The following is a 21,840-nucleotide window of genomic DNA, read 5'->3' on the forward strand; positions in this document are numbered from 1 at the left end:
TGGGGCGACCTGCAATGCTTTTGCGCAATGCATCATTATTTGACACGTTATGCAAACGTATTGCGTGCTCAGTCGAAGGAGCCTGCCCAGGTCTGCAGCGGAAGGGGTCGTTCCCGTCAAGCTTGATGACGGCGATGAAACTGTCATCGAATTTGGATGTGCGAACGAGGTACGGCACACCAGCCTCCTGGTAGGTGTGCCGTAAAGAAGCATCATTGATGCGCGATCAACTTATTTGTCGCGCTCAGCCTGAAGCAGGTCATCGCCATACCGGCGAAGGAAGTACAACGCTGCACGTAGACCGTTCACTTGCGTTGGGCTGAATGGCCATAGGGTGGGGTCGGTTACCCTGTCAGCTAGTCTCGTTCGGCGATGGGCGTTGCTGTGCCTCAAGAGATTCCGAATGACTCCCATCGCCAGTGAAGCACCTGCGATTCTCATCAGAGATATATGCTCTTTGGTCGGCTCAGGGTATAGGTGGAGATGGTGCTCGTCGACGAGCCAGAAGGGTTCAGATGTATGTGCGTGTGCCGTATGCTTTGTAGTAGCCATGATCAACGTCCTCGTTGGTGATGGTTAGCGGGTCGTACGAGTCCTACCTCGTGCGATCCGCGCTTTTTTCACTGCATTGCTGCAATGGTCCCCGGCGTAGCCCGTAATCAGACTGGCGCCTGTGACGCCCCCAACGTAACAGATGGCGTTATTGTGCGATGTAGGTGTTTACCGTCTTGATGTGTGCGTTATGGCATGAAGTGCAAAACCATGACTGCTAAAAGTTAGAGTGACTCACTATGGTCGATAAACTAACCATATTCGATCCTGCCGAACTGCTTCAGGACGATGAGACCATTGCGAATTGAATATCCTTGATCCCGATCTGGTAACCAAACCGCACACGGCCTAATCCAAGCCGATGCCTCCTAGGCGAGCAATGCACAACTTCATCCATTCGGCCGACCTAGCGCTGCATGAGCGAAAGTTCGGATCAAGGTACCGGCCGCTTTGCAGTGTTGTAGGCGGCAGAGGCGAGCCTGCGAAGTGGCAGAAGCGACCGAATTAACCGGCGCGCCCTCGTCTTAGGCTTCCAATCCCTTTACCATGCGTGGACGGACGGAGGGGGCCATGGGGCAGAACGAAGGGAATGCACAGTCGCGTCGATTGATGGAGAACCTCGGTAGGTTGGTGGACGGGAATCATGCTCGAACCCATGAGCTTCAGGCTACTGGTTTGAGTGAGGACACCTATCCTGTCAATGCATGGGCAACCTGGCGATTTGGGCACGACCCACGCTCTCGCAGCGTGCATGGCAATGGGGCTGTGACCACCCATTTGGGCTTTGACATGGACGCTTTCGAGGAGCGATGACGGTAGTCCAGCCATGTGCAGCCGATGTCAACGTCGGACGGCTATACGGTCGACGCAACCCAAGGCGCAAATCGGTGCTGACCGATACGTTATGAGTTAATCAAAGGTTGATAAACCAATGATAAGGGGTCATTGATGAGAGTCTTGTGGAAGAACTTCACCAAGTCGTTAATTTTGATTATGCCATTGATCATTATGGCGATTGTGCCAATCCTGGCGCTTGGTATGTGGCAAGGCGAAGAAATTCTCAACAACGTGTGGTCGTTGCGATCGGCTGCCTATCTCCAATTCATTGTCTTTCCGTACCTGTTCTGTATGTTTTCATCTGCGGCGCGTCTGGTTCTTTATGCGCGGGCAGGTTTGCAGTATTCGCCCGGCCTATTGAGTTGGATGGATGGCCATAGGCTGCTTATATCGTCTGTAATCGGTTTCGGTACAGCACTGTTGGCGCTTCTTCCGCTATGTACCTTTAAGGTAACCCATGGCTTTTCCTTGTCCTTCAATGGCGGCTTCGTTGACAGATGGTTTTACTGGACAGGTGTGTTTATCCTATTGATTATTGGGTCCGGCTTGATTGTCCAGTGGCGAGTAAGTCTTTCTCCGACACACTGGATAATTCGATGTATCTTTAATGCAAAAGTTATTTATTTTGTTTTCGCTTTCACAACCTATATGGAATTTGTTTACTTTCAACATCTAAGCATGGCCGACCGCGAGCACAGGCACGCGGCTCAAATGGAAGGCCTTGCTTTTTTGGGAGTGCTGATCGCGGTTGCCTCTATCCTGCCAAAAATCAAATTGAAGTCGGCGAACCAAGGCGGACAATCAGCGCAGATAAACCCGACAATAGGAAGCTTGCTAAGCGAGTGGCGTTCGATTGTATTGGCCGTGCTCATCCTTTTGTTATTCGCGTGGTTTCCTTTGCAAAGCGGGTTGCTACTTGGCTCATTGCTGGTCTTGATTGCCGGTATAGGCGCGTGGGTTGTGCTGGCCGCCTTGGTATGGTCTTGGCTGCTGTTTGTTCCGCGCCGCATTATTCGATTCGTTTTGCTGGCACTTGTAGGGATTGGTATTGGTCTTGCAACGTATACCACTCGCATGCTGGTTGCAGATCAGGTGAACAAGGTTGTTCACGGAGCCGCACAGGGATCGGGAGTGCCTGAGGATCAGCGCATTTCGATTGCGGACGACTACGCGGCGTGGAATGGCGAGAGCTCGAATTCATCACTGCCGACTATCATCATCCTCGCAGAGGGCGGCGGAATTCGCGGGGCGTATTGGACGGTGTCGGGGCTGCAGGACTTCAGCTCGCCTTTTATCGATTTGATGTCCAGAACTTATGCGATTATCGGCGTCTCCGGAGGAGCGCTCGGATCTACTACCTTTATGGCCAATTACCTTGCCAGTCGACGGGCGTACCAGGCAGACCCGTCGGCTTTCAAGGCGCCCATGAACCCTTCCAATTTTGCAGGGGGCGTATCCAGGCGGGAGTTGCTGAGCGACTTCATTGCGCCATGGCTTGCGCGCATGCTGTCCACGGGAATTCCGCAAAAATTCATCCCGGTCTTGCTCTTTTCCTCAAAAGGACAGACTTTGCAGGATGCTTGGTACAATGCGCTGACATGTCATGACGACGCTTCCAATCGGGGATCGATTTCGGCGGCGAGCTGCCAGGACGTGGGGCAGATCTTGAAGGCTCCCATGGCGCAATTTCCCAAGGATGTCGATGGGCGCCACCTGCCTCGATTGATATTTGTCGCTACCCATGTTGGGAGTGGAAAACGTCTTCTTTTTTCATCCGTCAGCTTTCAGAAGAGCGATTTTCCGGATGCGTTGCTGATGGAAACATTGGCGCCCCGCAGTGTCACGCTATTGTCCGCTACGCACACGAGTGCGCGTTTTCCGTTTGTCAGTCCGCCGGGCGAACTCGTCGACGCTGATGGGAAAGTGGCAGGTCGTGTGGTGGATGGGGGCGTACATGACGTGTCCGGCGCACAAACGGCATTGGATCTGGTGCGATCCATTTCGCGCGGAAACAAGAAGGATTTTCATCCCATCATCGTTGACCTCGACAATGATCCGGAAGATAGTGCGCCGGCTGAAGATCAGAGCTCAAATATGCAGGGAATCGGTGAGTTGCAAACGATCATCTCTGCCATTAGTCATTCGCATAACGACCAGAGCGCTCTGGCGAAGCATGAGCTTCTAGCCCTAGTTTGTGACCTTAAAGGTGGTTACTTGTCGCTGAAAGTGGATAAAGAGAAAGCGGGACCAATCGGTCTTGGTTGGACACTGTCGCAGAGCACTGGCAATGTCCTCACTAGAGCGATGATGCAAGATGATGCATTTCTAGTTTCAGACCACGCGAACGGTACAACGCCGGCATCAGCCATGGCGCAGTTGGTTGATGGTGCGAAAAGGAGTTGTGAAGATGGTGAGTCACGGCGTTAAGTAATTCATCGTTGAAGAATCAAGTTAGCTGCTTGGCTTTTTCGATTGGGAAAAGATGCGTGGTAACTACGCGAATCGGAAGTCTGGGGGGCTGGAAGGCCATTGTCTAGGAGGGGTTGACTCCATTCCAGTCTCCACCACCCATAAAGACGTCCATCTGGGCGTTTCTTTATGGTGGCGTAGAGGGTAGTCTTGATGAGAGCCCATTCGGTTACGTTCAGGCCCTTAAAGACGCGGCTGGAAAATGCGGTGGAGATGGGTGATGGAAACCACGCTTGTAGTATTCGGCAAGGAAAATCTCTCATGTTGGTGCGGGAAGTGCTTGACAGAAGTAAAAATTCCGCCAGTGTCAAAGCAATTCCTGGTATCCGATGGTCTTCCCGTGGTCGGCGATTGGACGATGACGTTCAATGTCGGTGGCGACCAGCTATATGCGAGACGGTATGCTTTGAGGCCTTGGGGCTGGCGCCCTGAACACAGCCACTTTGCGGTAAAGCGCTGCTCACTACAATGGCTGATATGATGGCAGCTTCCAATCCAAGCTACGATTTGCTCGATCCGCGTCCTGTTGCGGCAAGCGCTCCTTACACCTTTTTCCTGCCAAGCCCCGCCGAGATAGCGGCGGTTGCGAACGGCGATATCGTCAAGTTGACGTTCGAATATCTCCACGAAACAGAGAAATCGTCGGCGGAGCGGATGTGGGTTAGGGTTGAACGGGTTGCGGATGAAGGCCTGTTTGGTGTGCTCGACAATGATCCTGCTGAGCCGACGTCGCCGCTAAAAGCGGGTGACCCTATCCACTTCCAGCGCCATCATGTTCTCTCGATCAGGTGGGCCAACCCGGAGACGGCTCCTTCTCCGACGGAACATCGGGAATATTGGGAGCGCTGCCTCGTGGATGATTGTGTTCTCGAAGGCTCTGAACCTGTCGAATATCTCTATCGGGAAGAGCCGGATCTGCAGGACGAGAACGACACATACCCGGATAGCGGATGGCGTATCCGCGGCCGCATGGGAGATGCGACCGACGAGGACATGGACGCGCGCGTAGTGAAATATGTCGCTGTCGGAGCGGTGCTCAATCAAGACGATAGCTGGCTAAGCTTGATTGACGCTCCGACGGGTTCCCGGTTTATGCGGGACTTTGTGACCAATACCTACAACGAAGAGCGCTAACGATCTGCGTCCATTCCTCTGCTTTGGTGAGCATCTCGCGGGTGCGAGGCGGTATTGCTTAATTGGCAGACCCATTTTCAACTTGGCTGCCGGATTCCATGCGGGAACGTGACATCCTTGCCCAGGCAATCTCGACCAGCTCAAAGCGATAGCGGCGAAGTACCGCGCCAGACAGAATGATGCAAGGCTGATGGTGCAACCTGGCAAGTGACGGGGTAGTCCAGTTTAGTAGTGCCGGTTCACTCGGCGTCGTTTTAAATCATTGGTGGGGAGCTATAGAACGTGCGGAAGCCGCAGTTTCTGTGCCTGCTGGTCGCTGGTGGACTGACCACGTTTTCTTTGGCTACGTGTATCTCCAATAGCTTGTACCACCCATTGAACGGGCTGGCATTGGTTCTGGCCTTGTTGCCATGGCTTCCCATAGTTCTAAAGCTCTATTTCAAGCCGAAGCGCTATTTCAAGTACAGCCAAAGGAACCGGCCCGAGGAGAACGATGGCATCGTCCTCGGCACCCTTTTGGCTGTCTTCTTCGAGATAGTTTGCCTGCTCTTGCTTGCGTCTTGGCGGGCAGGTCTCGTGCACGATAACGAGGTGCTCGTGCCGGGCGCGATGGTGGGATTTTTGTGGCTGCTGGGCATGTATGTTGCCTTCTTGCGAGGAAATGCAGCTGAGCGGGAGAGCCTTTCGATTAAGACTTGGCTTTCCTTTCTAGTGCTATTCGGCACATTCGGTGTTTGTTACGGCGGTTCCGCGCTGGGTCTGGCCAATCGCCTATGGGATAGGGGCGCCCCGGACATTTATCACAGCCAGATCACCGGGAAGCACACTACCTCGGGTAGAGGCGGCATGCGTTACTACCTTGAGCTGAGCGGTGGACCGGATCCCGGCGGTTCGGATTTACAGGTTAGCAACACGCAATATGTCGCCGCGCAAACGGGCAACTTGGTGTGCATGGCTGTTTATCCGGGAGCGCTGGGGTTTAAGTGGATGGAGAGCGTTTCGTGTCCGGACCAAGCATCTCCCTAACGCTGTATGGGGCGGATCGTTACCAACATGAACAACGTGGGGCCTTGAGGGGAGGAGTACACCCCGGCGTAGCCACCAGGAATACCCACGTAGAAGGCTTTATTCCTGGGGGGATAGGTGCCTGCAGGAAGTTCCACCTGCGGCGTGTAGCTTTCATCGCAGCAAAGAACAAGGTTTCGATTGTTCCGGTGTTGGATATAAATCCTGGCCATGAGGTCATTGTCCAATCAAATTCGCATGCTGCTGGATGTACGAGTCGGGTTTTTGCTTCAACCATTCACCGAAGTTGCGCAGCAGAGCAAAAAAACGCCAACCAGGCATGCTAAGGTGCGCGTCAGCCGGATCCCCGGCCAAGGGGTGCGCCTTTTGTGCGACAGGCGCGTTTTTGAAGGGAAGGTAGAGGGAACAGGATGTTCGGCGAAACAAGCAGCCAGTTATGGTTGATGCTGCACCGGATCGAGGATCGCGTTGAATCCAGGGTAACCTGGGCAGAACGCCAACTCTCCCAGACGATATACAGCTATAAGAGTCGCGTTGAACGGCTGCGTTCCGCGCTGGCGGACTCCCGCTCTATCGCATGGCAGGCGATTGTCTTGAAGCTGGAAGGCATCGACTTGTCGATGATCTGGGAGATCCTGTATTCGGCCTTGCATGACATAGCTCTCTATTACGGCGGCAGCGTCGTTCTCGGCACCGCCATTGGCGCCGGTGCGGGCGCGTTTGCCGGGGGTGTTGGCGCCGTTCCTGGCGCTGCCATTGGCATGGCGGCGGGCGCGGAGCTTGGCGGCTGGGTGCTGACGTTCCTCGGCCTGGCGATGGTGGCCAAGGGACTGACCGATACGATTCCCCAGGCCATGGTTTGCTACAAGGACGGCTTCCGGGCCGCGTGGGAGCCTACCACGCAGGAGGGTTCGGGCGCCCGCGCTGCGGTGAATCCAGCAGCCAGCGAAAAGCTGGCTGCTCACCGTTTCGCCGACGGCCACGTGTTGATGGTCGTGGGCATGTTGATCGCCTTGATGTTCTATCTCACCAAGGGTGGCAATGAAGAGGCGCTGTTGTTGAAGGCAGTTCGCGGCAGCAAGCGCCTGGGGCCGAAGGTGGCCGACTGGCTGGTGAAGAACAAAGAAGCATTGATGAAGCATCCGGCCCTGCGGCCGCGGATGTTCAAGCGGGAATTACCGGAAGAGTCGCCTTCGCCCGGGCCTACATCCAAGGCGGGGCGGCGGCCGATAGGAAAGGGTGCAGTACCGAAGGCCGACGACGCTGCCGCAAGCGGTGCCACCAAAAATTTCAAGCTTGATTCCGATACAATCAATCGCATTAAAGCGATCCCCAAAGGCGAGCGTCCCGATCCGTCGACGTACATGCCCAAGGAAGTGATCGATGACCAGCTCAGTCAGTTCGACGATGGCGCGTCGCGCTTCATGCTCAAGAAGAATCTGGACAAGTACGGGCCGGCACAGACGGATGGAACATCCTTCCTCATGACACGTCAGCAGGCGGACGATCTGCTCCAGTCTACGGGGGGTGATCCGGCAGCGATGGAGGATGCATTGGGTCTGCCGAGCGGCTCTCTCAGCTCCAATCAGCTGGTACGTGTTGACGTACCCAATCCGCGGCAATTCAACCTTCGGATTCCGTCGGGGAACGAAGCCGGTGCCAACGACCAGTGGATTCCCGGCGGCAAGCTGCCAACCGGCAATCTGGAGGCGGTTCTCGATCTCGGCGGCGTACCCGCTTCGAGTTATAACGAGACGCCCATTCAATTTTGAGGAGTTGAGGCGTGAATTTCATCGACAAGCACGTGTTTCGGGAAGAGCGCTTCTCGGTGGGCATCGAGGAGACGACCGGGAAGTATTACGTCTCCTTCCCGGTGGCCAATTCGTATGTCGAGTACGAGGAGTATTACGAGATTGATCGCGACCAATACGAAGCGTGCCCCGCCAATCTGGATGTGCTGAAAGAGATCGTGAAAAAAAGCCGTGCCAGGCAGAATGACGAGCGATTGATCGTGAAGCCGGGAAGGTTGCGCGGCAGCCCGGTTTAGCACGTAGGCTGGGATGACAATCCCAGCTTTACACGCGGCATGCGGATGCTGGGATTACCATCCCAGCCTACGGACTGCGCAGCATCGACTAACCGATCTGCTGGTTCTCGAACTTGAAGAAGAACCAGGTTCGTTGGGGGTTCCCCGTGGCCGGGTCTGTCCAGTACACGGCTACCGCACCGTCCTGATTCGGCCTTCCTGTGAAATGTGTCTCGTGGATGCCACGTACGTTGTCGCCATCTTCGAAGGTCATGCCATAGACCGCGACGAAGGTGGAAGTACTCAAGGCTGCCGTGAGCTGGCTATCTAGCCGGAAATAGGTCATGGCAGTGAAGTTTTCATCCTTCAAGCCCATGGCCTGGTAGCTCAATTGTGCGTTGGGGAAGACACCGTAGGCAGGTGCACCGAACGGATCGGGCGCGTTTGGATCGCTGTTGTCCAGGGCTTCATCCGCGATGTAGACATCGACGGACGAACCGTCGACAGAACGGGTATTGACATCAACCTGGTAGCGCAGGCCGTTGCCGATATCGAGTTCGAACTGCAAATGATCGCCGCTGCGGCCGGTGATGGGTTTTTCCGAATTCTGCTCAACGGTACCCACTACCGAAGCATACAGTTCCGGCGATTTGCCCGATTGCAATTTGGCGCTGATGTTCGTGGTGTGCGTGTGGTCGTGATGAAAGAACATTGCTTGCTCCTGTTGGTTCGATCAACCGTCAGGACGCATCAGCGGGTCATGCCGATACCGCAGCCATGGCTTTGCTTGGAGGGAAGCAGGAGTGCTGATCCGGCCTTCGCCTCTATTCGACCTGTTGGGTGTTGCAAGGCGATGTCAGCGTGTAGGCTGGGATGACAATCCCAGCTTTTTACGCGGCATGCAGATGCTGGGATTACCATCCCAGCCTACGGGCTTCAGCCTCAACCCTCCCCTGCAAGCAGGGGAGGGAGCTATACGCAAGCACGCTAACTACGACACATCCGCCAGTGCCTCTTCCGTCTCGGTGCTGGTCTTGGTCAGATCCGCAAGGATGTTGTCGGCCGCCTGGAAGGCGAGGGCGGCGATGGTCAGAGTGGGGTTGCCGGTGGCGACCGTTGGGAAGACTCCGCTGCCAACCATGTACAGGTTGTTGTGGTCCCAGGATTGTTGCCGTGAGTTGAGTACGGATTTTTCTTTGCAGTCGCCCATGCAGTAGGTGCCCACGATGTGGCCGGCGCCGTAGAACTTGAAGTTCTGGCCCTGGTACTGGAAGTTGGTGGCGGTCACCTGGTCCGGCGTTCCATACAACCTGGGAGGCGGCGGGGTTTGCGTGTACTCCGTGGCGCCCATGGCATTGAAGATCTCGGTGGAGACTTGCTTGGCCGACACGAAGGCATCCCGCTCGTAGTTGCTACGCAGTCGATAGGTCACTTGCGGGCGGAGCAAACCCAAATGGTCTTTCTCGGTCGACAGCTCCACCCGGTTGTCCGGATCGGGCAATTGTTCGATCAGATAGCCCAGGCGGATTTGCCGGATGTAGATGCCGTTGAGCGTGTTCACCAGTTGTTCGCCAAACAGCTGGCTGTTGGCGGGCAAGGCCGGATTGAAACGCAGCGGTTGACCTTGTTGATTGACCGAGTCGCCATTGAGCTGGTTGTTGTCCTGGCCAAACACAAAATCGGCAAGCGTCGTGAACGGATCATTGCCGGCCCACTGCCAGCCTTCATTGCCGATTTCGATGCGATAAGCGGCCCGCTTGCTGCGGAATGCACCGTCGCGCAGCGATTCAAAGCCGGACGTCGCCAACGGACCACGGTAGGCATAGACCGGGTCTTTGGCCAATCCCCACGCAAGGTACATGATGTGGTCCATCAAATTGCGACCGACCTGGCCGCTGGAGTTGGCCACACCATTGGGAAAGCTCTTGTTCTTGTTGGACAGCAACAGGAGCTTGGGCGTCTCGATAGCGTGCGCGGCAAGCAGATACTTGGTGCCTACTGCGGTGCCGCTGCCCGTCGGCGGTCCAAGGTGGTCGTCATAGGTGATGTAGTCGATGCCGGTGACTTCATGCGTCGTGTCGTCCACCCGGATATTGCTTGCAACGCAGCGGTAGCGGATGTCGACATTGCCCGTCTGCAGGGCATTGGCAAGCGTGACGGTCGCGTCGTACTTGGCCTGGATCGGGCAGATCGGAATGCAATTGGTGTTGCCGGCGCACTGGCGTCGGTCGCCGGGCAGGGAGTTGCGTCCTTGCGGGGTAGGCGTGGTGTAGACAGGGATGCCATCGACGGTCAATGAAGTGACCTTGCCGAAAGCGGTATCGACCATGGAGTCGATAATGGGCGGCATGGGGTAGTTGTAGTTGGCACCATAGATGCCGGAGGGCTCTACGCCGAATTGCGTGTAGAGCTTATCCAGCGCCTCCTTGTCGCCCGCCACGCCGATTTCGTTGGTCGCCTTTTCGTAGTAAGGCACCAGGGCCTGGTAGAAGTTCTTGCCGCCGGGCCAATCCACGCCCTGGTTGTATTGCGTCTTCAGTTCGAAATCGTTGGGGAACAGGCGCACGCTGGTTCCCAACCAATGCCAAGTAGTGCCACCGCCAATGCGCTCATAAGAGCTGGCGAAAGCGAACATGGCTTCCTGGCTGTCTCCGGTCAAGCCCGGTGGCTGGGGCGGATAGATGAAATAGCACTGGTCCGGCTTACGCCAGGCATTGATTTGCAACACGGTATAGCGCGGCACGTTTTCCAGCGCCGGATTGGGCAAACCCAGCGGATTTTGCGGCGTGGAAGCTTGGGGATTTTGCGTAGTCGGCGGATAAGGCGATTCCGGTGTCTTGGCGTTGGCTTTGTAGAAGGTCTGCATGTAGCCGCTGCGGTCGACCGGTACTTCCTGGCCGGCTTCCAGTATCAACACCTTCTTGCCTTGCTTGCCCAACTGGTGCGCGATGATGGCGCCGGAAATGCCGGAACCGACGATCACCAGGTCATAGGTTTTCGTGTTCATGGCTATTTTCCTCCGTTGCCCGTGTAATCGCTGAGTGAGGCAGGGGCCTTGGCCCAATACCCGTAGCGGTAGTTGGAATCACCCATGGGATGGGATTGCATGACCTGCCAGACCAGGCCCGTGGTGTAGCTCTTGGCGGAGATCATGTCGCTGACGGTGCTGGCCGGCGTCGATCCGTTGGCGGGAATAAGTGTTGGCCACGCGCCCGAATACCACATGAAAATCAGCTTGCGGCAAGCCAGCACGAAGTCGGCCCCGTTACCGGGATCGAGCATGGCCGCGCCGATTTGTTGGGGTGTGAGGCCTTGGGCGGAAAGGCTCGAATACTTCTCAAGGATCTGGCCGACCAGATTCGGATTGCCGCTTTCCTGCGCAATCTTCTGTTTAAAAAACGGCAGGTACTCGCTCTTGATGTCGACCGGGTCCAGGAAGGGTGACAGCACGCTCTTGTTGAATCCCGTCAGCACGGCGCTAAGGCCGATGAAATTGTCCATCTCGCTGCTCATGGCTTATCTCCTTTTTTGGATCACTGCGCGCGCTGCAGCAGGTAGGTGAAGTCCGAGAAATTTCCGTTGGTGGTGGTAGCGTTGTTATGGCAGGCCATGCAGCTGCTGGAGGTCTGCTTGACGTGACCCTGGATGTAGCTTTCCAGTGTGGCGTTGGCGAGGAAGGACGGCGCCGGTACGCCAGTGGGATCGGTTTTGCTTTGGGCGTCCGTCGGCCATTGCGTGCTGACTAGCTCGTAATTCAGCCAGACCGAATCCGGCACGGCGGCCGCCAAGGCTTGGTGGTACGCCGCATTGAGTTGCTGCGCTTCGGTGGTGATGGGAATCACGCGCTCCACCTGGCTGGGTTTGGTGTAGCGATTGCCTGGGTTCCAGGGACGCGGCGGCGGCTGGTTCACCGCGCAATTCTTGCAATGCGGATCGAAGAAGTTATAGGCCGCCAGCGTGGCCGCTTGTCCCTTGGTCGGCACGTTGTCGACATGCTCGAAGGTGGACCATACCCATTGCGGTTCATCCTGGGTCTTGTGCCCGATGTGGAAGCCGACCAGGCCCACTTGCTCAAGCACGCAGGATGGCTTTACGCCAGGCTCTTCGTCGGGATTGTCATAGACCAGGGCGTAGGTGGTGTAGAACTTCGAAGGGTCGTACTTGCCACCCATTTTTACCCAGGCCGTCTTGATCATGATGGAGCCAAGCTGCTGCTTGGTCGCATCGCTGGCGGGAAAGTTGGCATCCGCGTTGAACAGCTTCTGGCCTTGCTTGGAGTAGAGCTTGTTGTTGACGATGTAGGTGAACATCGCCTGGTTGGTCATGATGGAAAAGCGCGTGTACTGGCCGTTCTGATCGATCAGGGGGCCGGTCTTGAACGGCTCGCCGCTTTCGTCGAGCACGTTTGGCGTTTTGCCTACCTGGGTCAGGCGCAGCGTTCCGGCCGGAAGGTGTTTGGCATCGATGTTCTTGCATACAGCCGGCGGCGGGGTTTCTTCACCCCAGGGCGCCGGTGTGGCGCCATCGGGAAGAAAAATGCTGCGGCTTTCGCGGTAGCTCTGCCAAACCACCGGGTCATTCGGCGCTTGGCCAATGGTGAGGTTGGTGTCGGGCGTGCCATCGGAGTTGGCTGGCCAGTTCAGTGCAATGAATGTCTGCCAGGAAAACACGTCAAAGTCGTCTTGCAGGGAGGCGAGGGTGGGCGGCTTTTTAGTGACGGTGATTTCCAGTGGAACCTGCGGTGTCAACACCGGTAAGGGTTGTGTGGTCGCAGGTTTGTCCTGTGCCATCAATCCCTGGGCAAAAGAAAAAACACCAAGGCCGCAGAGCAGGGCGCGGGTCAAATAGTTTCGGTGGGCGGTCGAGCAGAGGCGTTCGAGGGTCATCGCTATCGTCCTTGTCCAAGAGTGGTTCAACAAAACCGTGGGACGCAAAAGGGGAAGCCGCTAGCGATAGCGTCAGCCAGTGTCAGGGTGAAGCGCGCGGAGCATTCAGCGGCCGGGCAACGCCTGCCTTGAAAAATAGTGACCCCTGGGCAGCGAAGACCCCGATATCACTGCACGTTTTCCCCTGTTCCGGCAGCCGTTCCGCTGCGCTGCCCCGAAGTAGAGGCTTGCGTATGTCAATGAGATGTGAAAACTACCCGATGGCACCCATCCCTGGTGCTTGTTGGAGCAAGTGCGAGCTTGGAAATATACCCGGGTCTTCGAGGTGCCCCTTGAGGTGATGCGATTACGGGGACAGGTTCGGTATGCGTGGAAGTGGCCTGGAATGACAGGCTGTTTGCTGCGCTGGATATGGGATTTGCAAACCCCAAAAAAACTCGCCGGATCGCCCATGCCTTAATGGCTTTTTCAATATTCCGCACGGACCATTGATAAAAGCGCAACCCAAGGCTTGAAACAAACTACTTGCTCAAGGTTGACAAGGGAAAGGCGATGAATTGGGCGATTTTTGATATCGACATAAAATTCGAAGTCTGTGGCATTTCAACAAAGCTCTAAGGTCCCGCATCAGAGCGGACGAAATAAAAAGGCGCGGAATATCCGCGCCTTTTGTTTTTCTTGTTCGACAGCTCGGCCTCTCACCCCAATCCCTCTCCCACAAGAAGAGGGAGTTCAAGGCCGGCGAAGCATCAACGCCGCTTGATCCTGCGACGCGTTGCTTTCTTCGCGGCTTTCTTCGTAGCTTTTTTCGCGGAGCCAGCCTTTTTGCGGGTGACGGCACCTTCGATCAGCAGGCTTTCCTTGGTGACGCCACGCTTCTTCAGCGCAGCCACGAACCACAGCGGCTGCTTGCCGCGGCCGGTCCAGGTTTGCGACGGATCCTCGGGGTTGCGGTACTTGGGAGCGACCACCGAACGTTTGCCGGCCTTCTTGGCGACGCGGCCACCACGGGTGGGATACACGTCGGCCAGGCTCAGGCCGGCGTTGTTGAGCAGGGTATCGATTTTCTTGCGGACGTCGTGGATCTGGCTGCTCTTGGCTTCGTGCATCTGCGCTTCAGCGTTGGCAATAAGCGATTGGAGTTCTTTCGGTGAAAGGGTTTTCAAGTCAACGGCCATGTGTGGTCCTTATAGTGTTTTTGGATGATGCCGGCGAACAAACTAGTCAACATGAACGAATTTTGCAATCTTTTTACTCATTTTTCAGTCTTCTAGACCTGTCGGTGTTTTCTTTGCACAGGCAAACCGAGGCGTCCAGTATTTTCCTCGATTTAGACAATCGCCACCGATTGCGCCCTACATCAAAAGGAGAACGAGTTCTCCATTATGGGCATCCCTTGGGCCTATAACCGCTGATGAGGCGTGCAATAAAGGCTCATTGGCGCGCCTTACACGTTACTTGGTAGTAGATTCGACCGGGTAACCGTTGCCGAATTCTGAAAGATAAGGGGGTTTTATGTTTCGTAAGCCATTGGGTTTTGCTTCTCGCGGCGCCTTGACTGCCTTGTTCGTGGCGCTGCTGTCCACCGCGGCCTTCGCGCAGGCGCCCAGCACCGGTCTTGGCCAATCGTGGCCGAACGCCGCGGACGTCAGCGTAAGTCCGCATTACCATGTCTATGTATTCGTTCGCGAGGGTATTCGCTATATCCAGGTCAACGATTTGAATGGCACGGTGCGCGGTGCCGTGGCCCTTGCGGACAACGTGGTGCTGGTACTACCGGTTGGGGCCGATGCCCAATACGTGACCACGCAAAGCAGTGCCCAATCTGTTGCCAGCACGACGGAGACGGTCTTTAGCGATGCCAATACGCGCATTACCGCCACCCCAACCAGCACGGGGGCGGTGCAAATCCATGTAGCCAGTACACCGGCTTCCGTACCCACCATCTGCACGAACCCGGCCAATTGCAGCGGTGCCGTTAAAGGCCTCCCGGGCGGCTGAGGACCAATGGGCTACCGGGTGCTCAACGAATATACAGTTCCGGAGAAGCAGCAGGAGCCGCAGCACGCGGCTCCTGTATCCGGTGGTTTGCATCGTGCAACAAGGCTGTCAAGCGGAACGCATGCTCTTGCGCAAGCGTGTGCAACTCGCCGTTGTAGAGGCGGGCATAGTCGCGCAGCGTGATGGCATTTAGATTGTTGGCGCCCAATTTGGCTGCCAGGTATTGGCTTTCATGTTTCTTCTGCACGGGCAGCGTATTTTCCACATAGTCGGCTTGTCCTTCCACCCGCAGCACGGCCCAGCGCAGGCCATGGGTGAAGCCGCCGCGTAGCGAAATGATGATGGTGGACCGGGCATGTTGCGCAAGCACGAATACCACCGCCTCACAGGCCAGGCGATAAATGGCCGCGTGCACGCCGGGCGACAGCTGGCTCAATCCACGGCCTTTCAATTCGAAGCGATAGGCGATACCTGCCTCGTCCAGGGCGCGTCCGATGGTTTCGCGCAAGGCCGCTGGCAGGCCGCGTTCGCGCCAGGCCGTGGGATGCATGGATTCCACCAGCTGGTAGACCTGGCTCTGCGTGGTGGCCATTTGCTTGTAATAGCCTTGGCCTTCCGACGGCGGAATCATATGCTTGAAACGATTGAGCAGCCGCGTTTGCGTCAATTGCAGGCCGCCGGCGACTTTTTCCAGCGTTTCCGAAGCCTGCCGCATGCGCAGTTCGCACAGGTACAAGCCTTGTTGCGCGAGTTTGACGGCCGCCTTGGCGTCGATCCGCTCCTGTTCTTCCAGCGCATTTTGCATGCTGACGCGAACACCGAGTATCAGCAGGCACGTGACCGAGAAAGCGATGAAGGCTTGCGCGCCGATCACATCCAGGTCGCCAATGCGTGAATCCATGTTCAAAAGAATGCAGATGATCGCCGCCGTGGTGCCGATGGTCGCGGCGCGCCAGCCATGTTTCATGGTGAGCCATGCCGCCGGCAGCAGCATCGCCATGCGTATGACCGGCTTGATGTCCGCGGGGGCATGCAGGTTGAGCCAATAAAGCACCACCAGCGAGGGCAGCAGCAAAACGATGGATTCCTGCAACAACGGGTTGCTGATCCAACCGAAGAGGCGATCGCGCCAAGGCCTGGGCTTTTGCAGCTTTAACGCCAAGGCGATCGGCAGCACGCTGAGGATCCCGGCGTACCGTCCGAGGAACAGCTGGACGGCCTGGATGCTCTGGAACTGGTAGGGATGCGGGGTACCGGAGGGCTGCACCACGGTGAGCAGCAGGAGCACCGTGACGGCCGTCCAGACTGCCGCCGACAGCACGATGCAAACGAGCAGCGCCTTGGCCCTTATCAGGTACTTGGAAGGAAACAGGCCCAGCCGACGCTTGCACCACGCCACGATGGGCATGGCAAACAGGATGGCCGGAATCGAATTGCCGATCTGCCAGGCCAGGCCGAACGGTGCTTGCTCGGGCGAGGCGTAGTAGACGTCGGGGCCCAATTCGGCCAGCGCGAGGGCCGGCCAGTAACGGTAAGGCAACAGCAGCAGGCAGCCCAGCCGCAGACCGCTGATGATGTGCCAGACGGCGACTGAATAGGGACGCAGCAACGTGTAAACGATTCCGTATACGCCGAAGACTGCCAGCTGCCGCAACCACCTGTTTTCCGTCATCGAGTTGAGCATCGGTGCACCCCTGAGCTTTGGATAAGCGCGCCCCTACCGTCCGTGGTGATACGACATCCGATGGTGCAAGCCAGGTAATGCTTAGACCGTGCCATGTAAGCCGCTACATGGCTTCTGGCGCTGTTTTTTTACGGATCGTGGTCAGGTTGGCACTTGAGGTCATCATAGGTAGCAGGGTGTGTCGAAATGTGAAGGGCAGGGGCTATCTGCCGACGGCCTCTGCTGGTGGCCCACCTAGGCTGCTCGTTTTCCGAGCTGGTTCGCTGTAGGTGAATATCGCACGCAAAAAGCAGGGAAGGCCGATGGAAGGCCTACGTCCCTATGAGATAATCATTGGCCCTGTAACCCACTTCGTTGCCATGACCCTCCCGAAAGACGCCTTCCGCCGCTTCCAGGAAGAACTTGCGGCCCTCGACAAGGAGATCGAACAACGTGCACCCACGGCCAAAGAAAGAAAGCAGACCGCCAAACAGGCCGCTCTCAGTGCCATGGAGCGCGCGAAGGAGGAATTTCTGGCGCTGAAGGCGCGCCATAACCTGACCGTGGCCGACGTGGTGGCCTTTTTCCCGGAGGAAGAAGGGATTGCCTACCTGCAAAGCCTGATTGCGCAGCAGGCCGAGGCCAAGCCGCGGCGTGGGCGCAAGCCGAAGGACCCCACTGCCGGCTAAATAAGCCTGCAAAAACGGGGACATGCTGGCCCCCAGGGTAACAAGCTGCCCTATCCGGGCACGATCACGACCCGCCCGGGCGTGCCCTGGGCCACCGCCTGGTAAGCCTCCCGCCCCTGCGCCAGCGCATAGCGGTGGGCGATTACCGGCGGATCGAACTTGCCGTTGTCGAATTCCCGGGCCACCGCTTGCATCAGACGGGCCGACTCCAACACGCCTAGCTTGGCGCTGTCGGCGCCGAGCAGCTGGGTTTCGTTGTGATAGAAATCGATCAGGTCCATTTCCACCCGGCGCCTGCCGGTTGCGCTGATCTCAACCACCCGGCCGCGGCGCTTGGCCAGGCCCAGCGCCGTTTCGAAGGCGATCCCACCGACACTGTCGAACACCACGTCCACGCCATCGGCAAGGCCATCCAGGCTGCGCACGCCGGCCACCGTGTGTTCGTCGAACGGGACGAAGGCATGAATACGTTTTCCAGCCGGCGAGCTGGCATCGATGGGATGCCGGTCGATGCCGATGATGCGGCAGCCAAGCGATTTGGCGATCTGCGTGACGGCGCCGCCAACGCCGCCGCCTGCGCCTATCACGGCGATGGTTTCGCCCTCGCGCAGCCGCGCGTAGTCCACCACCCCCAGCCACGCCACCACGAAATTGACGCCGATGGCCGATGCCTGCGCGTGATCTAGCCCGGCCGGCTTGCGCACCAGGGCACCGATCGGCACCTTGATGAATTCCGCATGTGTTCCGTCGCGCACCGAACCGATATCGCCGCCGGTGCCCCATACCTCCACGCCGCGCCACTCCCGAGGCCCTTGTTCCACCACGCCGCTGAAATCGCGGCCCGGAATGCGCGGCAGCGTGGTCTGCGAAAAATGGCCGGAGACGTTCTTGACGTCGCTGGGATTCACCGACGCGCCATGCACTCGCACCAGGGCGCTGTCCGCAATCGGGTCGGGCGTTGCGACGTCGACGTATTCCAGCACATCAGGTGCACCATGACGGGTGAATCGCAATGCTTTCATGCGGGTCTCCTTCGCTGGCGGATGGAACGGCAACCAGGCTGGCTCTCAAGCGGGCCGGGTAAGACCGCCCTAAGCTAATCTGCGCAAAATGCTCAAGCGGGACAATACCTCCAGCCAGGTAGGACGAAGGTAAACAGCGGCATGCACATCATCCTGGTCGAAGACGATCTGCAACTGGGCGAAGCCATCCGGCAGGCGCTGGAACGGCTTTCCTATGCGGTGACCTGGCTGCGCGACGGGCGCGAGGCGCTGGCCGCCATGCGCGACCAGACCGCGGACCTGGTCCTGCTCGACCTGGGGCTGCCCAACAAGGACGGGCTGGAGGTGCTGGCCGAGGCACGTCGCTCGCAGGTCAATACGCCGGTGATCGTGATGACGGCGCGCGATGGCCTGGAAGCGCGTGTGCGCGGCCTGGATGCCGGCGCGGACGACTACCTGGTCAAGCCCTTCCACCTGGAGGAACTCAGCGCGCGCATCCGCTCACTGACGCGCCGGGCGCAGGGGCTTGCCGCCAATCGCATCGATGTGGGCGTGATCAGCCTGGATATCGGCACCTGCGAGGCGGAATACCGCGGCAAGCGTGTGGAACTGACTCGCCGCGAGTTCTCCCTGTTGCGCATCCTGATGGAGCGCGCCGGGCGAATCGTGCGTCGCGAGCATCTGGAGAATTCCCTGTATGGCCTGGACAACGCCGTAGGCAGCAGCGCACTGGAGGTGCAGGTCCACGCCTTGCGGCGCAAGCTGAGCTTCGATGCGATCCGCACCATCCGTGGCGTGGGCTACATGATTCCCCGGGATCCCACGTGAGTCGGCTTAGTCTGCGCGGCCGGCTGCGCTGGATGATCATTGCCGTGCTGGTCGCCGTGCTGCTACCGCTCGGCCTGTACAGCTATCACCGCGCCTTGAAGGAAACGCGGGAGCTGCTGGATGGGCGCCTGGCCCAATCGGCACGCACGCTGGACGTATTGATTCGCCACTCCGGTCTGGACGCGTTGCGCAAGCCCGAGCAAGGTACGCTGGTGGTGCCGATACTCGGCCGAGAGGCCGAAGAACAGCTGATGCACACGCGCACTTACGAAGCGGAAGTGGGCTATCAGGTGTTCGACATGCATAACCGCATGCGGCTTGCCACGGCCAACCTGGCGCAATTGCCGTTGCCGCCTACGCCGGTTTCCAAGTTCGAAAACTACTTCTTCGACGGCTATGGCTGGCGCGTCTTCACCCTCGTCGATGATGTGAACAACGTGGTGATCCGCGTGGGCGAACGCGACGACAGCCGGCGCGATATCAACCACGCGTTGTGGCTCGATCTTGGGTTGCCGCAGTTGTTCGGCCTGCCTTTGTTGGCGCTGTTGGTGGGATGGGCGGTGCGACGCGGCTTGCGCCCGTTGGAACGTTTGCGGCAGGCCCTGGCATCGCGCGCGCCGGGCAGCCGGCAGCCCATACAGCTGACTCATGCACCCCAGGAGCTGCAGCCGGTGGTGGATGCCTTGAACACCCAGCTGGAGCGCCTGGAAGATGCGCTGGAGCGCGAGCGCCGTTTCAGCGCGGACGTGGCGCACGAACTTCGCACCCCGCTTGCGTCCACCATGATCCATCTGGATGGCGCGATGGCCGCACCCTTGCCACCGGATGCACAAGCGGCCTTGACCAGCGCGCAATCCGGCCTGGCGCGCCTGGCTAGGCGGATCGAGCAATTGTTGGCTTTGGCGCGACTGGAAGCAGGTGCAGCGGCGGGCCAGCGCGGCGAAATCGACCTGATCGCGGTGGCCATGAACGTGATCGACGAGCTTGCGCCGCTGCTTGGCGAGAGTGGCGTGGAATTCGATTTTGCCGCGCACGATGACAGCCTGAAGGTGTATGGCTACGAAGCGGCGCTGGCAGCCTTGCTGCGCAATCTGATCGAGAACGCGATGCACCATGTGCCGCTGGGTGGGCAAGTGCAGCTCATCATGCAGCGTACGCAGGGCACTACGGTGATCGAGGTGATCGACAACGGCCCTGGCATTCCGCCGGAACGGCGCGCCAGCGTGTTCGCGCGCTTTCATCGCGAATCGAGCGGCGGCGATGGCTATGGCCTTGGCCTTTCCATCGTGCAGCGCGCAGCGCAATTGCACAATGCGAGCATTGAATTGCTCGATGCGCCGGCGGGAAGTGGCTTGAGGGTGCGGGTGGCAATTCCCGGCGCGACTTCCTAGTCCGTAGGCTGGGATGACAATCCCAGCATTGCCATGTATATGGCTTGCAGATGCTGGGATTGTCATCCTGAGGTATCCCCACGTTTTTTGCTCTTGGATCCCGTAAAAATCAGGCAGCTGCGTTTTAGCCCGCTGACATCCAAAGAAACGGGCCGTCATTCCCGCGAAAACGGGAATCCATCTCGCTCTGATGCATCCTGAAAATGGATTCCCGCTTTCGCGGGAATGACGGCATTTGGGGCACGTATGCAGGTAAAGGAAAAACGTGGGGATACCTCAGGATTGTCATCCCAGCCTACGTTTATCCTAGCCCAGACGCCCCGCTGGATTTGGTGGATTGCCATGCAGACCAGGATTGTCCATTTTCGTGTGTTTACGGTGCTGACCCTGATGGCCGCGTCGAGTGCTTGCGCCGGCCAGTTTGGCGATGCGCGCCCGGTCTCGCTCGCCAATGGCTTCAATCATGTCGTTCTAGGCGGTCACGATGCCACCATCGTCGTGGCCGACAGGGAAAACTATAACGCCCATGATTTCACCGTGGCGACGATCTATATGCAGGGGCCATCGGATCTTTCCAACGGCCAGGTCTTGAACCTTGTACCCGTCTTCTATGCCGATGCCAAAGACCAATACGAGCGGCTGCATCTGGTCAAGAGCGGCGGTGCGGATTGCGTGCTCCACGATTTCCGCATCCTTGCATCTGCGCGTTCCGATGCTGCATGGCTGATTCGCGCGGAGCGCGATATGCAACGCAGCTTTGCCGATGCGGAGCCCGTGCACTTTTACTTTTACCGCCTGAAGGAAAACAAAGAAGAGCAGGTTGGACGACCACCGGTTTACTTCGAATTCGACCATCGTGTTGATGCAACCAAGCCGTATTGCGATGTCGACGAAGCCATGAGCAAAGAGTTGGGTATTTCTTCCCAGTGAAGTGCCGCGAGCCCATCGCCAGCTCCAGGTATCGCGCTTTACCCCAGGACTTCCCGCACTGGTAAGTCATATCCCCTGATCTAGGATGGATTCGGCCCGTTGATAAGGAGGACAACCCATGGATCGCCCATTCAAACGAGTAAAAAAGGCCGCCTGGCTTGGTGGCGTCTGCGCCGGCTTGGCTTACGCCCTGGGTGCACCGACCTGGCTGATCCGGGCGTTGTGGCTGCTGTTGTTCCTGGGTGCGGGCATTGGCGGATTGATTTACCTGGTGCTGTGGCTGGTCGTGCCGCAGTGGCCGCAGGAGCCGCTCGACTACGACACCGTCACCGCCTAGCGGCGTAGGCTGCGCTAATAATCCAAGCTGTCTTCGGAACACTCGTGAAGCTCGGGCTGTATTCCTATCC

At 57.8% G+C, this 21,840-nt stretch carries 18 protein-coding genes; 11 read left to right on the forward strand and 7 right to left on the reverse strand.

Going from position 1 to position 21,840, the window contains the following annotated elements:
- The first annotated feature begins 1,500 nt into the window (after positions 1-1,500).
- The 5 genes from QQJ96_RS03665 to QQJ96_RS03685 all read left to right on the forward strand — a co-directional run bounded on the left by QQJ96_RS03665 (position 1,501) and on the right by QQJ96_RS03685 (position 8,065).
- Positions 1,501-3,816, forward strand: coding sequence for a hypothetical protein (locus tag QQJ96_RS03665; RefSeq protein WP_284330583.1), 2,316 nt, complete (start codon positions 1,501-1,503; stop codon positions 3,814-3,816).
- Between the two features lie 510 nt (positions 3,817-4,326).
- Complete coding sequence (locus QQJ96_RS03670) at positions 4,327-4,992, forward strand: immunity protein Imm33 domain-containing protein (RefSeq protein ID WP_284330584.1); 666 nt, start codon at positions 4,327-4,329, stop codon at positions 4,990-4,992.
- Positions 4,993-5,274: 282 nt separating this feature from the next.
- The gene (locus QQJ96_RS03675) at positions 5,275-6,018 is read left to right on the forward strand and encodes a hypothetical protein (protein WP_284330585.1); all 744 of its coding nucleotides are present in this window, start codon (positions 5,275-5,277) and stop codon (positions 6,016-6,018) included.
- Between the two features lie 410 nt (positions 6,019-6,428).
- A complete protein-coding gene (locus tag QQJ96_RS03680; RefSeq protein ID WP_284330586.1) occupies positions 6,429-7,790 on the forward strand; it encodes a DUF6861 domain-containing protein in 1,362 nt (453 codons plus the stop codon).
- Between the two features lie 11 nt (positions 7,791-7,801).
- Positions 7,802-8,065 carry a hypothetical protein gene (locus QQJ96_RS03685; RefSeq protein ID WP_284330587.1) on the forward strand — a complete coding sequence of 88 codons (264 nt, stop codon included), beginning with the start codon at positions 7,802-7,804 and terminating at the stop codon, positions 8,063-8,065.
- Between the two features lie 88 nt (positions 8,066-8,153).
- Here QQJ96_RS03685 and QQJ96_RS03690 read toward each other — a convergent pair whose 3' ends face one another.
- The 5 genes from QQJ96_RS03690 to QQJ96_RS03710 all read right to left on the reverse strand — a co-directional run bounded on the left by QQJ96_RS03690 (position 8,154) and on the right by QQJ96_RS03710 (position 14,108).
- Complete coding sequence (locus QQJ96_RS03690; protein ID WP_284330588.1) at positions 8,154-8,756, reverse strand: hypothetical protein; 603 nt, start codon at positions 8,754-8,756, stop codon at positions 8,154-8,156.
- A 279-nt stretch (positions 8,757-9,035) separates the two neighbouring features.
- Positions 9,036-11,051 carry a GMC family oxidoreductase gene (locus QQJ96_RS03695; protein ID WP_284330589.1) on the reverse strand — a complete coding sequence of 672 codons (2,016 nt, stop codon included), beginning with the start codon at positions 11,049-11,051 and terminating at the stop codon, positions 9,036-9,038.
- Between the two features lie 2 nt (positions 11,052-11,053).
- The gene (locus tag QQJ96_RS03700) at positions 11,054-11,557 is read right to left on the reverse strand and encodes a hypothetical protein (protein ID WP_284330590.1); all 504 of its coding nucleotides are present in this window, start codon (positions 11,555-11,557) and stop codon (positions 11,054-11,056) included.
- Positions 11,558-11,577: 20 nt separating this feature from the next.
- A complete protein-coding gene (locus QQJ96_RS03705; RefSeq protein ID WP_284330591.1) occupies positions 11,578-12,930 on the reverse strand; it encodes a hypothetical protein in 1,353 nt (450 codons plus the stop codon).
- A gap of 749 nt (positions 12,931-13,679) precedes the next feature.
- The gene (locus tag QQJ96_RS03710; protein ID WP_284330592.1) at positions 13,680-14,108 is read right to left on the reverse strand and encodes an H-NS histone family protein; all 429 of its coding nucleotides are present in this window, start codon (positions 14,106-14,108) and stop codon (positions 13,680-13,682) included.
- A gap of 337 nt (positions 14,109-14,445) precedes the next feature.
- Between QQJ96_RS03710 and QQJ96_RS03715 the strand changes: the two genes are divergently transcribed.
- A complete protein-coding gene (locus tag QQJ96_RS03715; RefSeq protein WP_284330593.1) occupies positions 14,446-14,931 on the forward strand; it encodes a hypothetical protein in 486 nt (161 codons plus the stop codon).
- A gap of 22 nt (positions 14,932-14,953) precedes the next feature.
- Here the strand turns inward: QQJ96_RS03715 and QQJ96_RS03720 are convergent, their stop codons facing one another.
- Positions 14,954-16,615: an MASE1 domain-containing protein gene (locus tag QQJ96_RS03720; protein ID WP_284330594.1), complete on the reverse strand. Its 1,662-nt coding sequence runs from the start codon at positions 16,613-16,615 to the stop codon at positions 14,954-14,956.
- Positions 16,616-16,917: 302 nt separating this feature from the next.
- Between QQJ96_RS03720 and QQJ96_RS03725 the strand changes: the two genes are divergently transcribed.
- Positions 16,918-17,283: a 2-hydroxyacyl-CoA dehydratase gene (locus QQJ96_RS03725; protein WP_345782678.1), complete on the forward strand. Its 366-nt coding sequence runs from the start codon at positions 16,918-16,920 to the stop codon at positions 17,281-17,283.
- A 50-nt stretch (positions 17,284-17,333) separates the two neighbouring features.
- Here the strand turns inward: QQJ96_RS03725 and QQJ96_RS03730 are convergent, their stop codons facing one another.
- Positions 17,334-18,305: a quinone oxidoreductase family protein gene (locus tag QQJ96_RS03730; protein WP_284330595.1), complete on the reverse strand. Its 972-nt coding sequence runs from the start codon at positions 18,303-18,305 to the stop codon at positions 17,334-17,336.
- Positions 18,306-18,446: 141 nt separating this feature from the next.
- Between QQJ96_RS03730 and QQJ96_RS03735 the strand changes: the two genes are divergently transcribed.
- The 4 genes from QQJ96_RS03735 (at position 18,447) to QQJ96_RS03750 (ending at position 21,770) form a co-directional block, all read left to right on the forward strand.
- On the forward strand, positions 18,447-19,112 hold the full coding sequence (locus QQJ96_RS03735) for a response regulator (protein WP_284330596.1): 666 nt from the start codon (positions 18,447-18,449) through the stop codon (positions 19,110-19,112).
- The gene (locus QQJ96_RS03740; protein WP_284330597.1) at positions 19,109-20,503 is read left to right on the forward strand and encodes a sensor histidine kinase; all 1,395 of its coding nucleotides are present in this window, start codon (positions 19,109-19,111) and stop codon (positions 20,501-20,503) included. Before QQJ96_RS03735 ends, QQJ96_RS03740 begins: the two co-directional genes overlap by 4 nt.
- 246 nt (positions 20,504-20,749) lie before the next feature.
- Positions 20,750-21,433: a carbapenem self-resistance protein CarG family protein gene (locus QQJ96_RS03745; RefSeq protein WP_284330598.1), complete on the forward strand. Its 684-nt coding sequence runs from the start codon at positions 20,750-20,752 to the stop codon at positions 21,431-21,433.
- Positions 21,434-21,551: 118 nt separating this feature from the next.
- Positions 21,552-21,770 carry a PspC domain-containing protein gene (locus tag QQJ96_RS03750; protein WP_284330599.1) on the forward strand — a complete coding sequence of 73 codons (219 nt, stop codon included), beginning with the start codon at positions 21,552-21,554 and terminating at the stop codon, positions 21,768-21,770.
- The last annotated feature ends 70 nt before the right edge of the window (positions 21,771-21,840 follow it).

It is taken from the genome of Dyella flagellata, assembly GCF_030160275.1.
Taxonomy (GTDB): Bacteria; Pseudomonadota; Gammaproteobacteria; order Xanthomonadales; family Rhodanobacteraceae; genus Dyella_B; species Dyella_B flagellata.

Bases quoted from the DNA above. Each gene is read 5' to 3' on its own strand.
- QQJ96_RS03665 (WP_284330583.1), top strand. From the start codon at position 1,501: ATGAGAGTCTTGTGGAAGAACTTCACCAAGTCGTTAATTTTGATTATG.
- QQJ96_RS03670 (WP_284330584.1), top strand. From the start codon at position 4,327: ATGGCTGATATGATGGCAGCTTCCAATCCAAGCTACGATTTGCTCGAT.
- QQJ96_RS03680 (WP_284330586.1), top strand. From the start codon at position 6,429: ATGTTCGGCGAAACAAGCAGCCAGTTATGGTTGATGCTGCACCGGATC.
- QQJ96_RS03690 (WP_284330588.1), bottom strand. From the start codon at position 8,756: ATGTTCTTTCATCACGACCACACGCACACCACGAACATCAGCGCCAAA.
- QQJ96_RS03695 (WP_284330589.1), bottom strand. From the start codon at position 11,051: ATGAACACGAAAACCTATGACCTGGTGATCGTCGGTTCCGGCATTTCC.
- QQJ96_RS03700 (WP_284330590.1), bottom strand. From the start codon at position 11,557: ATGAGCAGCGAGATGGACAATTTCATCGGCCTTAGCGCCGTGCTGACG.
- QQJ96_RS03705 (WP_284330591.1), bottom strand. From the start codon at position 12,930: ATGACCCTCGAACGCCTCTGCTCGACCGCCCACCGAAACTATTTGACC.
- QQJ96_RS03710 (WP_284330592.1), bottom strand. From the start codon at position 14,108: ATGGCCGTTGACTTGAAAACCCTTTCACCGAAAGAACTCCAATCGCTT.
- QQJ96_RS03715 (WP_284330593.1), top strand. From the start codon at position 14,446: ATGTTTCGTAAGCCATTGGGTTTTGCTTCTCGCGGCGCCTTGACTGCC.
- QQJ96_RS03720 (WP_284330594.1), bottom strand. From the start codon at position 16,615: ATGCTCAACTCGATGACGGAAAACAGGTGGTTGCGGCAGCTGGCAGTC.
- QQJ96_RS03725 (WP_345782678.1), top strand. From the start codon at position 16,918: ATGGAAGGCCTACGTCCCTATGAGATAATCATTGGCCCTGTAACCCAC.
- QQJ96_RS03730 (WP_284330595.1), bottom strand. From the start codon at position 18,305: ATGAAAGCATTGCGATTCACCCGTCATGGTGCACCTGATGTGCTGGAA.
- QQJ96_RS03735 (WP_284330596.1), top strand. From the start codon at position 18,447: ATGCACATCATCCTGGTCGAAGACGATCTGCAACTGGGCGAAGCCATC.
- QQJ96_RS03745 (WP_284330598.1), top strand. From the start codon at position 20,750: ATGCAGGTAAAGGAAAAACGTGGGGATACCTCAGGATTGTCATCCCAG.
- QQJ96_RS03750 (WP_284330599.1), top strand. From the start codon at position 21,552: ATGGATCGCCCATTCAAACGAGTAAAAAAGGCCGCCTGGCTTGGTGGC.